Origin of the sequence: Streptomyces sp. NP-1717 (assembly GCF_022695985.1) — a bacterium.
Lineage (GTDB): Bacteria > Actinomycetota > Actinomycetes > Streptomycetales > Streptomycetaceae > Streptomyces.
On the sequence record NZ_JAAPBF010000029.1, the window covers coordinates 16,341 to 31,236 of the forward strand.

13 protein-coding genes are annotated in these 14,896 nt (G+C 70.3%); 7 read left to right on the forward strand and 6 right to left on the reverse strand.

The features are described from left to right. Positions 1 to 95 precede the first annotated feature (95 nt). Together ppdK and dusB are read right to left on the reverse strand one after the other, a co-directional pair. Positions 96 to 2,840 (reverse strand): pyruvate, phosphate dikinase, encoded by a 2,745-nt coding sequence (gene ppdK / locus GXP76_RS09290; protein ID WP_242570961.1) that lies wholly within the window; start codon positions 2,838 to 2,840, stop codon positions 96 to 98. 389 nt (positions 2,841 to 3,229) lie between these two features. Continuing rightward, entirely contained in the window at positions 3,230 to 4,408 is a 1,179-nt protein-coding gene (gene dusB / locus GXP76_RS09295; RefSeq protein ID WP_242570962.1) for a tRNA dihydrouridine synthase DusB, read from the reverse strand. Between the two features lie 117 nt (positions 4,409 to 4,525). Here dusB and GXP76_RS09300 point away from each other — a divergent pair, with 117 nt between their 5' ends. The 3 genes from GXP76_RS09300 (at position 4,526) to GXP76_RS09310 (ending at position 8,231) form a co-directional block, all read left to right on the forward strand. Further along, positions 4,526 to 5,956, forward strand: coding sequence for an MFS transporter (locus GXP76_RS09300; RefSeq protein ID WP_242570993.1), 1,431 nt, complete (start codon positions 4,526 to 4,528; stop codon positions 5,954 to 5,956). A 344-nt stretch (positions 5,957 to 6,300) separates the two neighbouring features. After that, positions 6,301 to 6,921 carry a helix-turn-helix domain-containing protein gene (locus GXP76_RS09305; RefSeq protein ID WP_242570963.1) on the forward strand — a complete coding sequence of 207 codons (621 nt, stop codon included), beginning with the start codon at positions 6,301 to 6,303 and terminating at the stop codon, positions 6,919 to 6,921. Next, complete coding sequence (locus tag GXP76_RS09310; RefSeq protein ID WP_242570964.1) at positions 6,918 to 8,231, forward strand: MFS transporter; 1,314 nt, start codon at positions 6,918 to 6,920, stop codon at positions 8,229 to 8,231. Before GXP76_RS09305 ends, GXP76_RS09310 begins: the two co-directional genes overlap by 4 nt. 66 nt (positions 8,232 to 8,297) lie before the next feature. Here GXP76_RS09310 and GXP76_RS09315 read toward each other — a convergent pair whose 3' ends face one another. The 3 genes from GXP76_RS09315 to GXP76_RS09325 form a co-directional block, all read right to left on the reverse strand. Further along, positions 8,298 to 8,552 (reverse strand): DUF6243 family protein, encoded by a 255-nt coding sequence (locus GXP76_RS09315; RefSeq protein WP_242570965.1) that lies wholly within the window; start codon positions 8,550 to 8,552, stop codon positions 8,298 to 8,300. 166 nt (positions 8,553 to 8,718) lie between these two features. After that, the gene (locus GXP76_RS09320; protein WP_242570966.1) at positions 8,719 to 8,934 is read right to left on the reverse strand and encodes a hypothetical protein; all 216 of its coding nucleotides are present in this window, start codon (positions 8,932 to 8,934) and stop codon (positions 8,719 to 8,721) included. Between the two features lie 132 nt (positions 8,935 to 9,066). Continuing rightward, positions 9,067 to 10,449 (reverse strand): glycine--tRNA ligase, encoded by a 1,383-nt coding sequence (locus GXP76_RS09325; protein WP_242570967.1) that lies wholly within the window; start codon positions 10,447 to 10,449, stop codon positions 9,067 to 9,069. Between the two features lie 141 nt (positions 10,450 to 10,590). Here GXP76_RS09325 and GXP76_RS09330 point away from each other — a divergent pair, with 141 nt between their 5' ends. From GXP76_RS09330 to GXP76_RS09345, 4 genes are all read left to right on the forward strand, one after another. Continuing rightward, positions 10,591 to 11,622, forward strand: coding sequence for a metal ABC transporter substrate-binding protein (locus GXP76_RS09330; RefSeq protein WP_242570968.1), 1,032 nt, complete (start codon positions 10,591 to 10,593; stop codon positions 11,620 to 11,622). Positions 11,623 to 11,729: 107 nt separating this feature from the next. Then, the gene (locus GXP76_RS09335; RefSeq protein WP_242570994.1) at positions 11,730 to 12,503 is read left to right on the forward strand and encodes a metal ABC transporter ATP-binding protein; all 774 of its coding nucleotides are present in this window, start codon (positions 11,730 to 11,732) and stop codon (positions 12,501 to 12,503) included. A 2-nt stretch (positions 12,504 to 12,505) separates the two neighbouring features. Further along, positions 12,506 to 13,417, forward strand: a complete 912-nt coding sequence (locus GXP76_RS09340) for a metal ABC transporter permease (protein ID WP_242570969.1) — start codon at positions 12,506 to 12,508, stop codon at positions 13,415 to 13,417. A gap of 60 nt (positions 13,418 to 13,477) precedes the next feature. Next, positions 13,478 to 13,972, forward strand: coding sequence for a Fur family transcriptional regulator (locus tag GXP76_RS09345; protein WP_242570970.1), 495 nt, complete (start codon positions 13,478 to 13,480; stop codon positions 13,970 to 13,972). A gap of 67 nt (positions 13,973 to 14,039) precedes the next feature. Here the strand turns inward: GXP76_RS09345 and GXP76_RS09350 are convergent, their stop codons facing one another. Then, the gene (locus GXP76_RS09350) at positions 14,040 to 14,885 is read right to left on the reverse strand and encodes an isoprenyl transferase (RefSeq protein WP_242570971.1); all 846 of its coding nucleotides are present in this window, start codon (positions 14,883 to 14,885) and stop codon (positions 14,040 to 14,042) included. Between the last annotated feature and the right edge of the window lie 11 nt (positions 14,886 to 14,896).

Sequence of the window (14,896 nt, forward strand, 5' to 3'; positions counted from 1 at the left end):
TCTTATCCATTGCGCGGTGAGCGACGGTAAGGCATTTCACATTCGGTGCCGTGCGGCAGGAAGCCTGGCACGGCACCGGCGGACGCGGCCCGGTGTCAGCGCGTGTCGCCGCGGCTGTCCGGCTGCGCCGCCGCCCGCCCGGCCTCCAGACGGGCCACGGGGATCCGGAACGGCGAGCAGGACACGTAATCCAGTCCCACCCTGTGGAAGAAGTGGACCGACTCGGGGTCGCCGCCGTGCTCGCCGCAGATGCCCAGCTTCAGATCGGGCCGTGTCCTGCGCCCGGCCTCGCAGGCGCCGCGTACGAGTTCACCGACGCCGTCCATGTCGATGGTCTCGAAGGGGGACACCCCGAAGATGCCCTTCTCCAGGTAGGCGGTGAAGAAGCTCGCCTCGACGTCGTCGCGGGAGAAGCCCCACACGGTCTGGGTGAGGTCGTTCGTACCGAAGGAGAAGAACTCGGCGGCTTCCGCGATCTGACCGGCCGTCAGCGCGGCACGCGGCAGTTCGATCATCGTGCCGAGCGACAGCCTGAGGTCGATCCCGGTGGACTTGCGTACCTCAGCGATGACCTGCTCGGCCTCGTCGCGGACGATCTCCAGTTCCTGGACGGTGCCGACGAGCGGGATCATGATCTCGGCGCGCGGGTCGCCCTTGGCGTGCTTGCGCTCGGCGGCGGCCTCGGCGATCGCCCGTACCTGCATCGCGAACAGTCCGGGGATGACCAGGCCGAGGCGTACGCCGCGCAGGCCCAGCATCGGGTTCTGCTCGTGCAGTTTGTGCACGGCCTGGAGCAGCCGCAGGTCGTTCTCGTTGTGGTCCTTGCGGGACTCCGCCAGCGCGACCCGGACCGACAACTCCGTGATGTCGGGCAGGAATTCGTGCAGCGGCGGGTCCAGCAGCCGTACGGTGACGGGCAGTCCGTCCATCGCCTCGAACAGCTCGACGAAGTCCTTCTTCTGGTACGGCAGCAGTGTCTTCAGCGCCTGCTCGCGCTCGTCGTCGGTGTCGGCGAGGATCAGCTTCTCGACCATGGCCCGGCGTTCGCCGAGGAACATGTGCTCGGTGCGGCACAGTCCGATGCCCTGCGCGCCGAAGCGGCGCGCCCGCAGCGCGTCCTCGGCGTTGTCGGCGTTGGCGCGCACCCGCAGCCTGCGGCGGCGGTCGGCGTACGCCATCATCCGGTGCACGGCCTCGACCAGTTCGTCGGCGTCGTCGGCGCCGGCGTGCATGCGGCCCTCGAAGTACTCGACCACCGGCGAGGGCACGACGGGGACCTCGCCGAGGTAGACCTTGCCGGTCGAGCCGTCGACGGAGACGGTGTCGCCCTCCTCGATGACGGTCTTGCCGACGGTCATCCGGCGCCGCTTGGTGTCGACCTCCAGCTCCTCGGCGCCGCAGACGCAGGTCTTGCCCATGCCGCGGGCGACCACGGCGGCGTGCGAGGTCTTGCCGCCGCGCGAGGTGAGGATGCCCTCGGCGGCGATCATGCCGTCCAGGTCGTCGGGGTTGGTCTCGCGGCGGATGAGGATGACCCGCTCGCCGGAGCGCGACCACTTGACGGCGGTGTACGAGTCGAAGACGGCCTTGCCGACGGCGGCGCCGGGCGACGCGGCGATCCCGCGCCCCAGCAGTTCGGCTTTCGCGCCGTCGTCGAACCGGGGGAACATCAGCTGGGCGAGCTGGGAGCCGTTGACGCGCTGGAGCGCCTCCGCCTCGTCGATCAGGCCCTGGTCGACGAGCTGGGTCGCGATGCGGAAGGCGGCGCCCGCGGTGCGCTTGCCGACGCGGGTCTGGAGCATCCACAACTCGCCGCGCTCGATGGTGAATTCGATGTCGCAGAGGTCCCGGTAGTGCGTCTCCAGGATCTCCATGATCTCCATCAGCCGGTCGTACGACCGCTTGTCGATGGTCTCCAGGTCGGCGAGCGGCACCGTGTTGCGGATACCGGCGACGACATCCTCGCCCTGCGCGTTCTGGAGGTAGTCCCCGTACACGCCCTGGTGGCCGCTGGCCGGGTCGCGGGTGAAGGCGACGCCGGTGCCGGAGTCGGGGCCGAGGTTGCCGAAGACCATGGAGCAGATGTTGACGGCGGTGCCGAGGTCGCCGGGGATGCGCTCCTGGCGGCGGTAGAGCTTGGCGCGGTCGGTGTTCCAGGACTCGAAGACGGAGCGGATGGCGAGGTCCATCTGCTCGCGCGGGTCCTGCGGGAAGTCGCGGCCCGCGTCGCGCGAGACGATCTTCTTGAACTGCTTGACCAGTTTCTTCAGGTCGGCGGCGTCGAGGTCGATGTCGGTGGCGGCCTTCTTCGCCCGCTTGGCATCGTCCAGCGCCTCCTCGAAGAGGTCGCCGTCGACGCCGAGGACGGTCTTGCCGAACATCTGGATGAGCCTGCGGTAGGAGTCCCAGGCGAAGCGCTCGTCGCCGGACTGCTTGGCGAGGCCGGCGACGGACTTGTCCGAGAGCCCGATGTTGAGGACGGTGTCCATCATCCCGGGCATGGAGAACTTGGCGCCGGACCGTACGGAGACGAGCAGCGGGTCGTCGGCCTGGCCGAGCTTCTTGCCCATCTTCCGTTCGAGGGCGTCGAGGTGGGCGCCGACCTCGTCGCGCAGGGCCTCGGGCTCCGTACCGGTGGCGAGGTAGACCTTGCACGCGTCGCTGGTGATGGTGAAGCCCGGAGGGACGGGCAGACCGAGGTTGGTCATCTCGGCGAGGTTGGCGCCCTTGCCCCCGAGGAGGCCCTTGAGATCCTTGTTGCCCTCGGTGAAGTCATAGACGAACTTCCGGTCCTGCGGGGCGGTGTCTGTCGCTACGTGGGTGTCTTTGCTTTCGGACACGGATCTCGGCTCCTCCGGGAGACGCTGGCTGCCCTGACGGCCAGGAACATACCCAGATCGAAGGTGCCTGGATATGTCCACCTGTCCGTCATACGGCCGCAACCACCCGTCCGCCACTGGATCGAATGCGTATGACGGGGGGATCAGCCTCCCCGCCCACCTTCACGCCTCGAACCGGGCATGACCTTTGCATGACGCAACGCGCTCATCCGAGCGGGTATTGCGACTTCTGAGTTCACCTCTCGAACCCGGAAAGGGTGGCACCCAGTGCCACCCTTTCCGGAAGTGCAGTCACACAGTGACCGCTCGTCTGAGCGAAGGATCAATCAGACGTGGCGAGAATCACGCCCATCGACCGGCCCCGGAGCACACCCGGGACCCCGCCGGTCTCAGCCGCCGGACGTGTCCAGTTCCGCTTCGGCGCCGATGCCCGCGCAGTCGTACGGGTCCTTCAGCCAGCCGTCCGGCAGGACCACCCGGTTGTTCCCCGACGTCCGGCCACGCGGTCCGTCCGCCCCGTCCGGCCACGGCTGGTCCAGGTCCAACTCGCCCAGCAGCGAATCCAGTTCGGCCAGGGACGAGGTGATCGCGAGCTTCTTGCGCATCTCGGAACCGACCGAGAAGCCCTTCAGGTACCAGGCCACGTGCTTACGGAAGTCGATCACCCCGCGCGCCTCGTCGCCGATCCACTCCCCCAGCAGCTCCGCGTGGCGCCGCATGACCCCGGCGACCTCGCGCAGCGCGGGCCGGGCCAGCTCCCCCGTGCCCTCGAAGGCGGCCACCAGATCGCCGAAGATCCACGGCCGGCCGAGGCAGCCGCGACCCACGACCACGCCGTCGCAGCCGGTCTCGCGGACCATCCGCAGCGCGTCGTCCGCCGACCAGATGTCGCCGTTGCCGAGGACGGGGATCTCGGGGACGTGCTCCTTGAGGCGGGCGATGGCGTCCCAGTCGGCCGTACCGCCGTAGTGCTGGGCAGCCGTTCTGCCGTGCAGGGCGATCGCCGTGACGCCCTCCTCGACCGCGATGCGGCCCGCGTCCAGATAGGTGAGATGACCGTCGTCGATGCCCTTGCGCATCTTCATGGTGACCGGCAGGTCCCCGGCGTTCGACACAGCCTCGTGCAGGATCGCGCGCAGCAGGGGCCGCTTGTACGGGAGGGCCGAGCCGCCGCCCTTGCGGGTGACCTTGGGGACGGGGCAGCCGAAGTTCAGGTCGATGTGGTCGGCCAGGCCCTCGTCCGCGATCATGCGGACGGCCTTGCCGACGGTGACCGGGTCGACCCCGTACAGCTGGATCGAGCGCGGTGTCTCGGTCGCGTCGAAACGGATGAGCTGCATCGTCTTCTCGTTGCGCTCGACCAGCGCCCGCGTGGTGATCATCTCGCTGACGAACAGCCCCTTGCCGCCCGAGAACTCCCGGCACAGCGTCCGGAACGGGGCGTTGGTGATCCCGGCCATCGGCGCGAGGACCACCGGCGGGGCCACCGGGTACGGGCCCACGGCGAGCGTGCGGGGCGGTGCCGGAGAGGGGGCGAGCGGAGCGGTCATCCCCCCATTGTCGCGCATGGCGGCGGGAGGGCCGCCGGGAGCCGGACCTACGATCGGCCCATGCCAGCTCCCCCGCACGAGTCCTCGCCGGAGCCGCCGAAAGAGTCCACGCCGCCGTGCGGTCCACGCCGGCGGATGGTGATTCTCGGGACCTGCTGCATGAGCCTGCTGATCGTCAGTCTCGACAACACGGTGCTCAACGTGGCGCTGCCGTCCATGCAGAAGGAGCTGCACACCACCCTCGCGGGCATGCAGTGGACCATCGACGCGTACACCCTGGTCATCGCCTCCCTGCTGATGCTGGCGGGCTCCACGGCCGATCGCGTCGGCCGGCGCCGCGTCTTCAAGACCGGTCTCGTGGTCTTCACGCTCGGGTCACTGCTGTGCTCGCTCGCGCCGAATCTCGAATCGCTCGTCGCGTTCCGGGCGGTGCAGGCCGTCGGCGGCTCGATGCTCAACCCGGTCGCGATGTCGATCATCACCAACACCTTCACCGACCCCCGCGAGCGCGCCCGCGCGATCGGCGTCTGGGGCGGGGTGGTCGGCATCTCGATGGCCGCCGGGCCACTGATCGGCGGGCTGCTGGTGGAGACGGTCGGCTGGCGCGCGATCTTCCTGATCAATCTGCCGGTCGGGCTCACGGCGTTCCTGCTGACCTGGCGGTTCGTTCCCGAGTCGCGCGCCGCGAAGCCGCGCCGGCCCGACCCCGTGGGCCAGCTGCTGGTCATGGCCACCCTCGGCGCGCTCACGTACGCGATCATCGAGGCTCCGGCCGCCGGCTGGACGTCGCCGCTGATCCTCTCATTCGCCGGGGTCGCGGTCTGCTCGCTGACCGGGCTGGTGCTGTACGAGCCGAGGCGCCCCGAGCCGCTGATCGATCCGCGCTTCTTCCGCAGCGCGCCGTTCAGCGGGGCGACGGTCATCGCCGTGTGCGCGTTCGGCGCCCTCGGCGGCTTCCTGTTCATGAACACCCTCTTCCTCCAGAACGTGCGGGACCTCTCCGCCCTGGACGCCGGTCTCTACATCCTGCCGATGGCGGCGCTCGCCTTCGTCTGCGCGCCGCTGTCGGGGCGGCTCGTGGGCACGAGGGGGCCGCGGCTCCCGCTGCTGCTCGCGGGCACGGCGATCGCGGCCAGCGGGCTGCTGTTCGCGGTCTTCGAGGCGGAGACGCACACCGCGCTGCTGTTCACCGGATACGTACTGTTCGGCGCGGGCTTCGGCCTGGTGAACGCCCCGATCACCAACACGGCGGTGTCCGGGATGCCGCTGGCGCAGTCGGGGGTGGCCGCCGCTGTCGCGTCGACGAGCAGGCAGATCGGGCAGACGCTGGGCGTCGCGGTGATCGGAGCGGTACTGGCGGCGGGGGCGTCGGCGGCCACGCACCGGGGCGGCATCGACGAGGCGGGCTTCGCCGCCGCGAGCCGGCCCGCCTGGTGGATCATCACCGGGCTCGGGCTCTGTGTGCTGGTGGTGGGCGCGCTGACGAGCGGCCCGTGGGCGCGGGGTACGGCGCGCCGCAACGCGGCACGGCTGGAGCCGGCGTCGGTGCCGGAATCGACGGCCTGACGGGTCGGGCCGGACCGGGCGACCTGTCGCGGGGGGGGCGTGTCACGGACACCTGTCCGGTCCACCCAGGCACGGACACCCGTCCTGGGGGCCCGTGCGGAGACACCAGTGCCGGAGCAACCCGCGCAGGGACAACCGCCCTGGGATACACCCGTCCCCGGGAGACCGTGCGAGCACACCCGCGCACAGACGTCCGTGCGGGGGACCCGTGCAGGCACACCTGTCCGGGTCCACCCAGGCACGGACACCCGCCCTGGGCGGACCCGCGCGGAGACACTCATGTTGCAGAGGCTCCTATGCAGAGGAGTCTATGCAGAGAACTCTCTGCACCCTACGATGCCGTCATGCCCGACGAACCCGAGCCCCCGCCGCAGCCGGTCACGCGGCCCACCCGCCGTATCGACGCCCGCAGTCTGCGCGGACTCGCCCACCCCCTGCGCATGAACATCCTCGAAGCGATCAGCCTCGACGGGCCCGCCACCGCCACCGGCCTCGCCGAGCGCCTCGGCGAGAACACCGGCACCGTCAGCTGGCATCTGCGCCATCTCGCCGAGCACGGCTTCATCGAGGAGGAGACCGGACGCGGCACCAGGCGCGAGCGCTGGTGGCGCAGGACCGGCGTCCCGAACGAGCTGAACACCGCCGACTTCCGTGACGATCCGCGTACGCGAGGTGCCCTGTCCGTCTACCTGCACGAGCTGGTGGGCCAGTACTTCAGCCGGGTCACGGACTATCTGAACGAGGACTGGGACGACCGGTGGCGCGACGCCGGTACGGTCTCGGACTGGCACGACCTCCGGCTGACTCCGGAGCAACTGGGCGCCCTCAACGCGGAGTTGATGGCGGTCGTCGCCCGCCACACACCCGGCCCCGATTCGGCCCCGGACCCCGCGGCCCTGCCCGTCGTCGTACAGCTCCAGTCCTTCCCCCGCAAGGCGCGCGGGAGCGGGGGCGACACCCGGTGAAGCGCGGGACGGGCGCGATATCCGGCGGGCTGCTGCGCCGTCACCGCGACTTCCGGCTGCTGTGGCTCGGCGAGACGGCGGGCAAGTTCGGCACCTCGGTCACCGGGGTCGCGATGCCGCTGATCGCCGTCTCCACCCTGCACGCGGACACGTTCGAGGTCGGCGTGCTGACCGCGGCGACCTGGGCGCCCTGGCTGGTCATCGGCCTGCCGGTCGGTGTCTGGGTGGACCGGACCCGGCGCAGACCGATCATGCTGGCCGCCGCGGCGGTCTCGCTGGTGCTGTTCGCCGCCGTCCCCCTCGCCGCGTGGGCGGGGCTGCTGAGCGTCGGTCTGCTGGTGGGTGTGGCGCTGCTGACGGGCACGGCCGCCGTGTTCTTCCAGACCGCGTACACCGCCTACCTGCCCGCCGTCCTGGCCCCCGAGGACCAGCCCGAGGGCAACGCCAAACTGCACGGCAGCGCGTCCGCCGCACAGATCGCCGGGCTCGGATCGGGCGGACTGATCGCGCAAATGGCGGGCGCGGTCAACGGGATGTTCGCCAACGCGGCGACCTTCCTCGTCTCGCTCGTATGCCTGTCGCGCATCCGGCACCGCGAGCCGCGCGTCCCGCGCGTCCCGCGCCGGCGCGGCGCGCTGGCCACCGAGGTCGGCGAGGGCCTGCGCCTGGTCGCCGGGGACCCCTGGCTCCGTACGCTGACGCTCTTCGGCGCCGCGTCCAACCTGGCGCTGATGGGGTACCAGTCGATCCTCGTCGTCTTCCTGGTGCGGACCGTCGGCCTGGACCCCGGACCGGTCGGCGGGCTGGTCGCCGCGGCCGGCACCGGCGGCGTGGCGGGGGCTTTCCTGGCCCGCCGGGTCGCGGCGCGGACGGGCACGGCGCGCGCGACGCTGGTCTTCGAACTGGGCCTGGCGGTGTTCGCGCTGCTCATCCCGCTGACCGTGGGCGGCGCCGGGGTGCTGTTCTACGTCGCGGGCGGATTCTGTGTCGCCGCCGGCGTGGTGGCGGGCAATGTGATCAAGGCGAGCTTCCAACAGCGCTACTGCCCGCCGGAGTTGCTCGGCCGCCTCACGGCGAGCACGGCCTTCCTCAACTACGGCACGATCCCGCTCGGCGCCCTGCTGGGCGGCGCGCTCGGTACGGCGCTCGGGATCCGTACGGCGATGTGGATCACCACCGCCGGGGTGCCGCTGGCCGCGTTGATCCTGCTCTTCTCGCCGATCGGGCGCACCCGGGATCTGCCGACGTCCCCTCCCGAACCGCACCAGTCGCCGGGCGGACGGACCGCGCTGCGCTCCCGGCCCGGCTGAGGGACCACGCGACGACGGCCCGGACCACCGAGGTGGTCCGGGCCGCCGTCGCGCTGAAGCGGTGTGTCAGGACCGGGCGGCGGGCCCGTCGGTCACGTCGGCCGCGCCGTCGGCGTCGGTGGTGTCCGCCGCGTCCGCGGTGCCTTCCCCGGACTCCGTACCGGTCGCGCGCTCGCGCATCTTGCGCAGCAGTTCCTGCTTCTTGTCCTCGGCGACCTTGCGGTCGGCGTTCCGGCCGGGGCCGTTGCCCTGCTGGTCGGCACGGGACAGCTTCTTGCGCTGTCCGCCCACTCCGAGAAGGTTGTTACGGCTTTTTGCCACGGGTTCTCCCGAATTGGTGAAGGCGAAGTGATCTGCGGATTCGTGGGGTGAGAGGCGGGCCGTGACCGCCGCGCTCTCACTCGTAGATCTGGAAGAACATGCCCAAGACGCTACCACCGGGCGGGTGGCGCCCGTCACCTCATTTTCGCGGGCCCCGCGGCCGGTCTCAGCCGCTGCCCGGCACCGTCGGATCGACCGTCGCCTGGTGCGCCTCGGTGAGGTGTTCCTCCGCCTTGAGCCAGGGCAGGAACTGCGCGTTCTTGCTCCAGCCGCAGGTGTCGCAGGTCAACGCCCGCTGCATACCGGCCTTCTGGACATGGACGACATGTTCTCGGCCGTGCTGGTCCCATCGGCTTACCTTGCTGCTGGTCGTGGGCGGCATGAGTGCCTCCTGTTGACGGATGCGGCCAGTCAGCAGTGTGCGACGAAGCCCCCGGCTCCGTCACGGAACCGGGGGCTTCGAGCCACGACCGTAATCAGCGGCAGCGATCGGTGACCGCGGCCGGCGACCTCATCAGCAGCCGAGGAGCCGCTCGCCGAGGTAGCCCTGGATCTGGCTCAGCGAGACACGCTCCTGCTTCATCGTGTCGCGCTCGCGCACCGTCACCGCGTCGTCGTCGAGGGTGTCGAAGTCGACCGTGACGCAGAACGGCGTACCGATCTCGTCCTGCCGGCGGTAACGCCGGCCGATCGCGCCCGCGTCGTCGAACTCGATGTTCCAGTTCTTCCGCAGGTCCGCCGAGAGCCCCTTCGCCTTCGGCGAGAGCTGCGGGTTGCGCGACAGCGGCAGCACCGCGACCTTGACCGGCGCCAGACGCGGGTCGAGCCGCATCACCGTGCGCTTCTCCAGCACGCCCTTCGCGTTCGGCGCCTCGTCCTCGTTGTACGCGTCGAGGAGGAAGGCCAGCATCGCGCGGCCGACACCGGCGGCGGGCTCGATGACGTACGGCGTCCAGCGCTCACCGGCCTCCTGGTCGAAGTACGACAGGTCGTGGCCCGACGCCTTGGAGTGCGCGGTGAGGTCGAAGTCCGTGCGGTTCGCGACGCCTTCGAGCTCGCCCCACTCCGAGCCGCCGAAGCTGAAGCGGTACTCGATGTCGGCGGTGCGCTTGGAGTAGTGGGAGAGCTTCTCCTTCGGGTGCTCGAACCAGCGCATGTTCTCCTCGCGCAGGCCCAGGTCCCGGTACCAGTTCCAGCGCTGCTCCATCCAGTACTCCTGCCACGTCTCGTCCTCGCCGGGCTTGACGAAGAACTCCATCTCCATCTGCTCGAACTCGCGCGTGCGGAAGATGAAGTTGCCGGGCGTGATCTCGTTGCGGAAGGACTTACCCATCTGCGCGATGCCGAACGGGGGCTTCTTGCGCGACGTCTGCTGCACCTGGGCGAAGTTGGTGAAGATGCCCTGGGCGGTCTCGGGGCGCAGGTACGCGACGGAGCCGGAGTCCTGCGTCGGGCCGAGGTGGGTGGACAGGAGCCCGGAGAACGACTTGGGCTCGGTGAAGGTGCCCTTGTTGCCACAGTTGGGGCAGTTGAGGTCCTTGAGCCCGTTGACCGGCGGCTTGCCGTGCTTCTCCTCGTACGCCTCCTCCAAGTGGTCGGCGCGGTAACGCTTGTGGCAGGAGGTGCACTCGGTGAGCGGGTCGGTGAACGTGGCGACGTGACCCGAGGCCTCCCAGACCTCGGAGGCCAGGATCACCGACGAGTCGAGACCGACAACGTCCTCGCGCGAAGTGACCATGTAACGCCACCACTGGCGCTTGATGTTCTCCTTCAGCTCGACCCCGAGCGGCCCGTAGTCCCAGGCGGCACGCTGTCCGCCGTAGATCTCGCTGCACGGGTAGACGAAGCCACGGCGCTTGCTCAGGTTGACGATGCTGTCGATCTTGTCGGCGGCCACGGTGCTCTCTTCATTACGACGACGAACGGCGAATGCTTCAGATTAGCGGCGGGCGCACCCCCTGTATCAAATCGGTGTCCCGCGGTGGCCCTCACCACCCCTTGTTGACAATCGTTTCCACTTTTGTTGAAAATGACTGTCATGAACGTACGACGCCTGATACCCACCGCCGCACTCGCCGGATCCGCCGCCCTCGGCCTGGTCGCGCTGTCCGCGTGCTCCCCGTCCGACGCGGCCGACGGTGGGGGCGGTGCGGGCGGCAAGGGCGACGGCAGGCTCGCGGTGATCGCGTCGTTCTACCCCATGCAGTACCTGGCCGAGGAGATAGGCGGAACACACGTCGACGTCTCCACGCTCACCAAGCCGGGCGTCGAGCCGCACGATCTGGAGCTGGGGACCCGGCAGGCCGCCCAGCTCGGCGAGGCCGACTACATCCTCTACCTCAAGGGCCTCCAGCCCGCCGTCGACGAGGCCGTCACCGCCGCGGGTGTGAAGAACACCGTCGACGCCGCGACCCTCACCACGCTGGAGAAGCACGGCTCGGAGGTCGGCCACTCCCACGGCGACGAGCACGCCGGTGAGGAACACTCCGGCGAGGAGCACGGCGAGGACGAGCACGCGGAGGAGGAGCACGCCCACGAGGGCGAGGCAGGCACCGACCCGCACATCTGGCTCGACCCGGTGAAGTACGCCGAGGTCGCCAAGGGCGTCGGAGCCTCGCTGGAGAAGGCGGACCCGGACAACGCCGACGCGTACCGGAAGAACACCACCGCGCTGGTCGAGCGGCTCACCACCCTCGACACCGCGTTCGAAAAGGGCCTCGCCGACACCTCCACCAAGACCTTCATCACCACCCACTCGGCCTTCGGCTATCTCGCCGAGCGCTACGGTCTCAAGCAGGAGTCCATCTCCGGCCTCTCCCCCGAGTCCGAGCCCAGCCCGGCGCGGATCAAGGAACTGCGGTCCGTCGCGACCCAGGACAAGGTCGGCACGGTCTTCTTCGAGACACTGGTCAGCGACAGGACCGCGAAGACGGTCGCCGCCGACAGCGGCCTGAAGACGGACGTCCTGGACCCCCTGGAGGGAATCACGAAGAAGTCCAAGGGCGCTGACTACGTCGAGGTCATGGAGTCCAACCTCGCCGCGCTGGAGAAGGCCCTCGGCGCGAAGTGAACCGGGCGACAGCGGCAACGGAGGTACGGAACGTGGCGACGACACACACCGGGCGGACAGAGGCGGCCGAGCGGGACGCCCCCGCGCCCGCGCCCGACACCACCGTCCTGTCGCTGCGCGGCGCCACCGCCACGCTCGGCTCCCGCCCCGTACTGCGCGGCATCGACCTCACCCTGCGGCGCGGTGAGGTCGTCGCGCTGCTCGGTGCCAACGGCTCGGGCAAGTCCACCGCCGTACGCTCCGTGATCGGCCAAGTCCCGCTCACCGGCGGCGAGGTGACCCTGTTCGGCACCCCGCTGCGGCGTTTCCGCGACTGGGCGCGCGTCGGCTACGTGCCGCAGCGCACCACGGCCGCCGGCGGCGTGCCCGCGACCGTCCGCGAGGTCGTGTCCTCGGGGCGGCTCTCCCGCTCCGGGCTGCTGAGGTGGCCCTCCAGGGCCGACCGGGCGGCCGTTCGCCGCGCCATCGAGCTGGTGGGTCTCACGGACCGCGCCAAGGACTCGGTCGAAGCCCTCTCCGGTGGTCAGCACCAGCGGGTGCTCATCGCGCGCGCCCTGGCCGCCGAACCCGAACTGCTGATCATGGACGAGCCGATGGCGGGCGTCGACCTGGCCAGCCAGGAGATACTGGCGGCCACGCTGCGTGAGCAGGTGGCGGCCGGGGCGACCGTACTGCTCGTCCTGCACGAACTGGGTCCGCTGGAGCCGCTGATCGACCGCGCGGTGGTGCTGCGCGACGGCCTTGTGACGCACGACGGGCCGCCGCCGGCGACCGTCCCGGGGCAGCACGCGCCGACCGGCCACACCCCCGAGCCCCTGACCAATCAGGGCTGTCATCCGCACGCGGCCGGCGAGCCGCTCCGTACAGGACTGCTGACCTGATCATGGAAATCCTCGAGACCGCCCTCATGCAGCGGGCCCTGATCGCGGCCGTGCTGGTCGGCGTCATCGCGCCCGCCGTCGGCATCTATCTCGTCCAGCGGCGCCAGGCGCTGATGGGCGACGGCATCGGCCACGTCGCCATGACCGGTGTCGGTCTGGGCTTCCTGCTCTCCACCAGCCCCGTGTGGATGGCGACGCTCGTGGCGATCACCGGCTCCATCGCGATGGAGCTGATCCGGGCGTACGGCCGCACCCGCGGCGACATCGCGCTGGCCATGCTCTTCTACGGCGGTATGGCGGGCGGTGTGCTGCTGATCAACCTCTCGCCGACCGGCTCCAACGCCAACCTCAGCTCGTACCTCTTCGGCTCGCTCGCCACGGTCTCCGAGGCCGATCTGGACGCGATCTGGATCCTGGCGGCCCTGGTGGTGCTGGTCACCGTGGGGCTGCGGCGGCAGCTGTTCGCCGTCAGCCAGGACGAGGAGTTCGCGCGGGTCACCGGGCTGCCGGTGCGCGCCCTCAACCTGCTCGTCGCCGTCACGGCCGCCGTGACCGTCACCGTGGCGATGCGGGTCGTGGGCCTGCTCCTGGTCAGCGCGCTGATGGTGGTGCCCGTCGCGGCGGCGCAGCAGATCACCCGGTCCTTCGCCGTCACCTTCGTCCTGGCGGTGGTGATCGGTACGGCGGTCACGCTGGCCGGCACGGTCACCTCGTACTACCAGGACGTACCGCCCGGAGCGACAATTGTGTTGCTGGCCATCGGCGTCTTCCTCGTCCTGACGGTGCTCGCGACACCGCTCGCGAGACGGCGGGCACGGGCGTCGGGGCGGGCCGGGGACGAACGCGCCGAGGACACGGCGGACGTTCCCGCCGTTCCCGCCATGCGCGGACCGTCGGACGAGGCCACGGTCTGACACGAGCTGGCAGAATGGCCCGGCAGACGAGCGATTCCGGGCAGAGTATGGGAGGCACCCGTGACGACAGCGCCTGGCGGTGGGGCGAGCACCGCCCCGGTACGCGGCCGATCGACCCGGCAGCGTGCCGCGGTGGCCGCCGCGCTGAACGAGGTGGACGAGTTCCGCAGCGCGCAGGAGCTTCACGACATGCTGAAGCACCGGGGCGACTCGGTGGGGCTGACGACGGTCTACCGCACGCTCCAGTCGCTGGCCGACGCGGGCGACGTCGACGTGCTGCGCACGAACGACGGGGAGTCCGTCTACCGGCGCTGCTCGACCGATGATCACCACCACCATCTGGTGTGCCGGGTGTGCGGGAAGGCCGTCGAGGTCGAGGGCCCGGCCGTGGAGCAGTGGGCCGAGACGATCGCGGCCGAGCACGGCTTCGTGGCGGTGGCCCACACGGTGGAGGTCTTCGGCACCTGCGCGGAGTGCGCGTCGGGGAACGGCCCCGGTGCACGCCCCGGCGCGGGCGCGGGTCCCTCGGCCGGTCAGGATCCGACGGGGCGGTGACGGCGCGGGACCGGCGGGCGCGGGCCGTGCGTGCGAAGCCCCGCCCCCGCCCCCCGGAGGCAAGGCCCTACTCGCCCTCGCCCTCGTGGTTCTTCTCGCCCGACGTGTCGGACTGGTTGGGCAGCGCCCCGCCGAAACGGCGGTCCCGGTGCGCGTACTCCAGGCAGGCCCGCCACAGATCCCGCCGGTCGAAGTCCGGCCAGAGCACGTCCTGGAAGATCATCTCGGCGTAACTGCTCTGCCAGATCAGGTAGTTGGACGTCCGCTGCTCACCGCTCGGCCGCAGGAAGAGATCCACGTCCGGCATGTCCGGGTAGTACAGGTACTTGGCGAAGGTCTTCTCGTTGACCTTCGACGGGTCGAGCTTCCCCGACGCGACGTCCTCGGCGAGCGCCCGCGCCGCGTCCGCGATCTCCGCGCGGCCACCGTAGTTGACACAGAAGTAGAGCGTCATGGCGTCGTTGTCGACGGTCTGCTCCTGCGCGACCTGGAGCTCCTGGACGACCGACTTCCACATCTTGGGCATCCGGCCGACCCAGCGGATCCGGATGCCGAGTTCGTTCATCTCGTCACGGCGGCGCCGGATGACATCGCGGTTGAAGTTCATCAGGAAGCGCACCTCGTCGGGCGTGCGCTTCCAGTTCTCGGTGGAGAAGGCGTACAGGGAGAGGTTCTTGACGCCCATCTCCAGACAGCCCTTGAGCACGTCCAGCACGACGCCCTCGCCGACCTTGTGGCCCTCGGTGCGCGGCAGACCGCGCTCCTTGGCCCAGCGGCCGTTGCCGTCCATGACGCACGCGACGTGCTTGGGCACCAGCTCGCCGGGGATCTTCGGCGGCACCGCACCGGAGGGGTGCGGCTCGGGGACCTTGTACTCGCGGCGGGGCCGTCCCAGGATTCCGCGTCGTGCCATGCGCTCGTGTC

Excerpts from the sequence above, each read along its gene's own strand:
- dusB (WP_242570962.1), bottom strand. The coding sequence starts at position 4,408 with ATGCGCGACAATGGGGGGATGACCGCTCCGCTCGCCCCCTCTCCGGCA.
- GXP76_RS09300 (WP_242570993.1), top strand. The coding sequence starts at position 4,526 with ATGGTGATTCTCGGGACCTGCTGCATGAGCCTGCTGATCGTCAGTCTC.
- GXP76_RS09305 (WP_242570963.1), top strand. The coding sequence starts at position 6,301 with ATGCCCGACGAACCCGAGCCCCCGCCGCAGCCGGTCACGCGGCCCACC.
- GXP76_RS09320 (WP_242570966.1), bottom strand. The coding sequence starts at position 8,934 with ATGCCGCCCACGACCAGCAGCAAGGTAAGCCGATGGGACCAGCACGGC.
- GXP76_RS09330 (WP_242570968.1), top strand. The coding sequence starts at position 10,591 with ATGAACGTACGACGCCTGATACCCACCGCCGCACTCGCCGGATCCGCC.
- GXP76_RS09340 (WP_242570969.1), top strand. The coding sequence starts at position 12,506 with ATGGAAATCCTCGAGACCGCCCTCATGCAGCGGGCCCTGATCGCGGCC.
- GXP76_RS09350 (WP_242570971.1), bottom strand. The coding sequence starts at position 14,885 with ATGGCACGACGCGGAATCCTGGGACGGCCCCGCCGCGAGTACAAGGTC.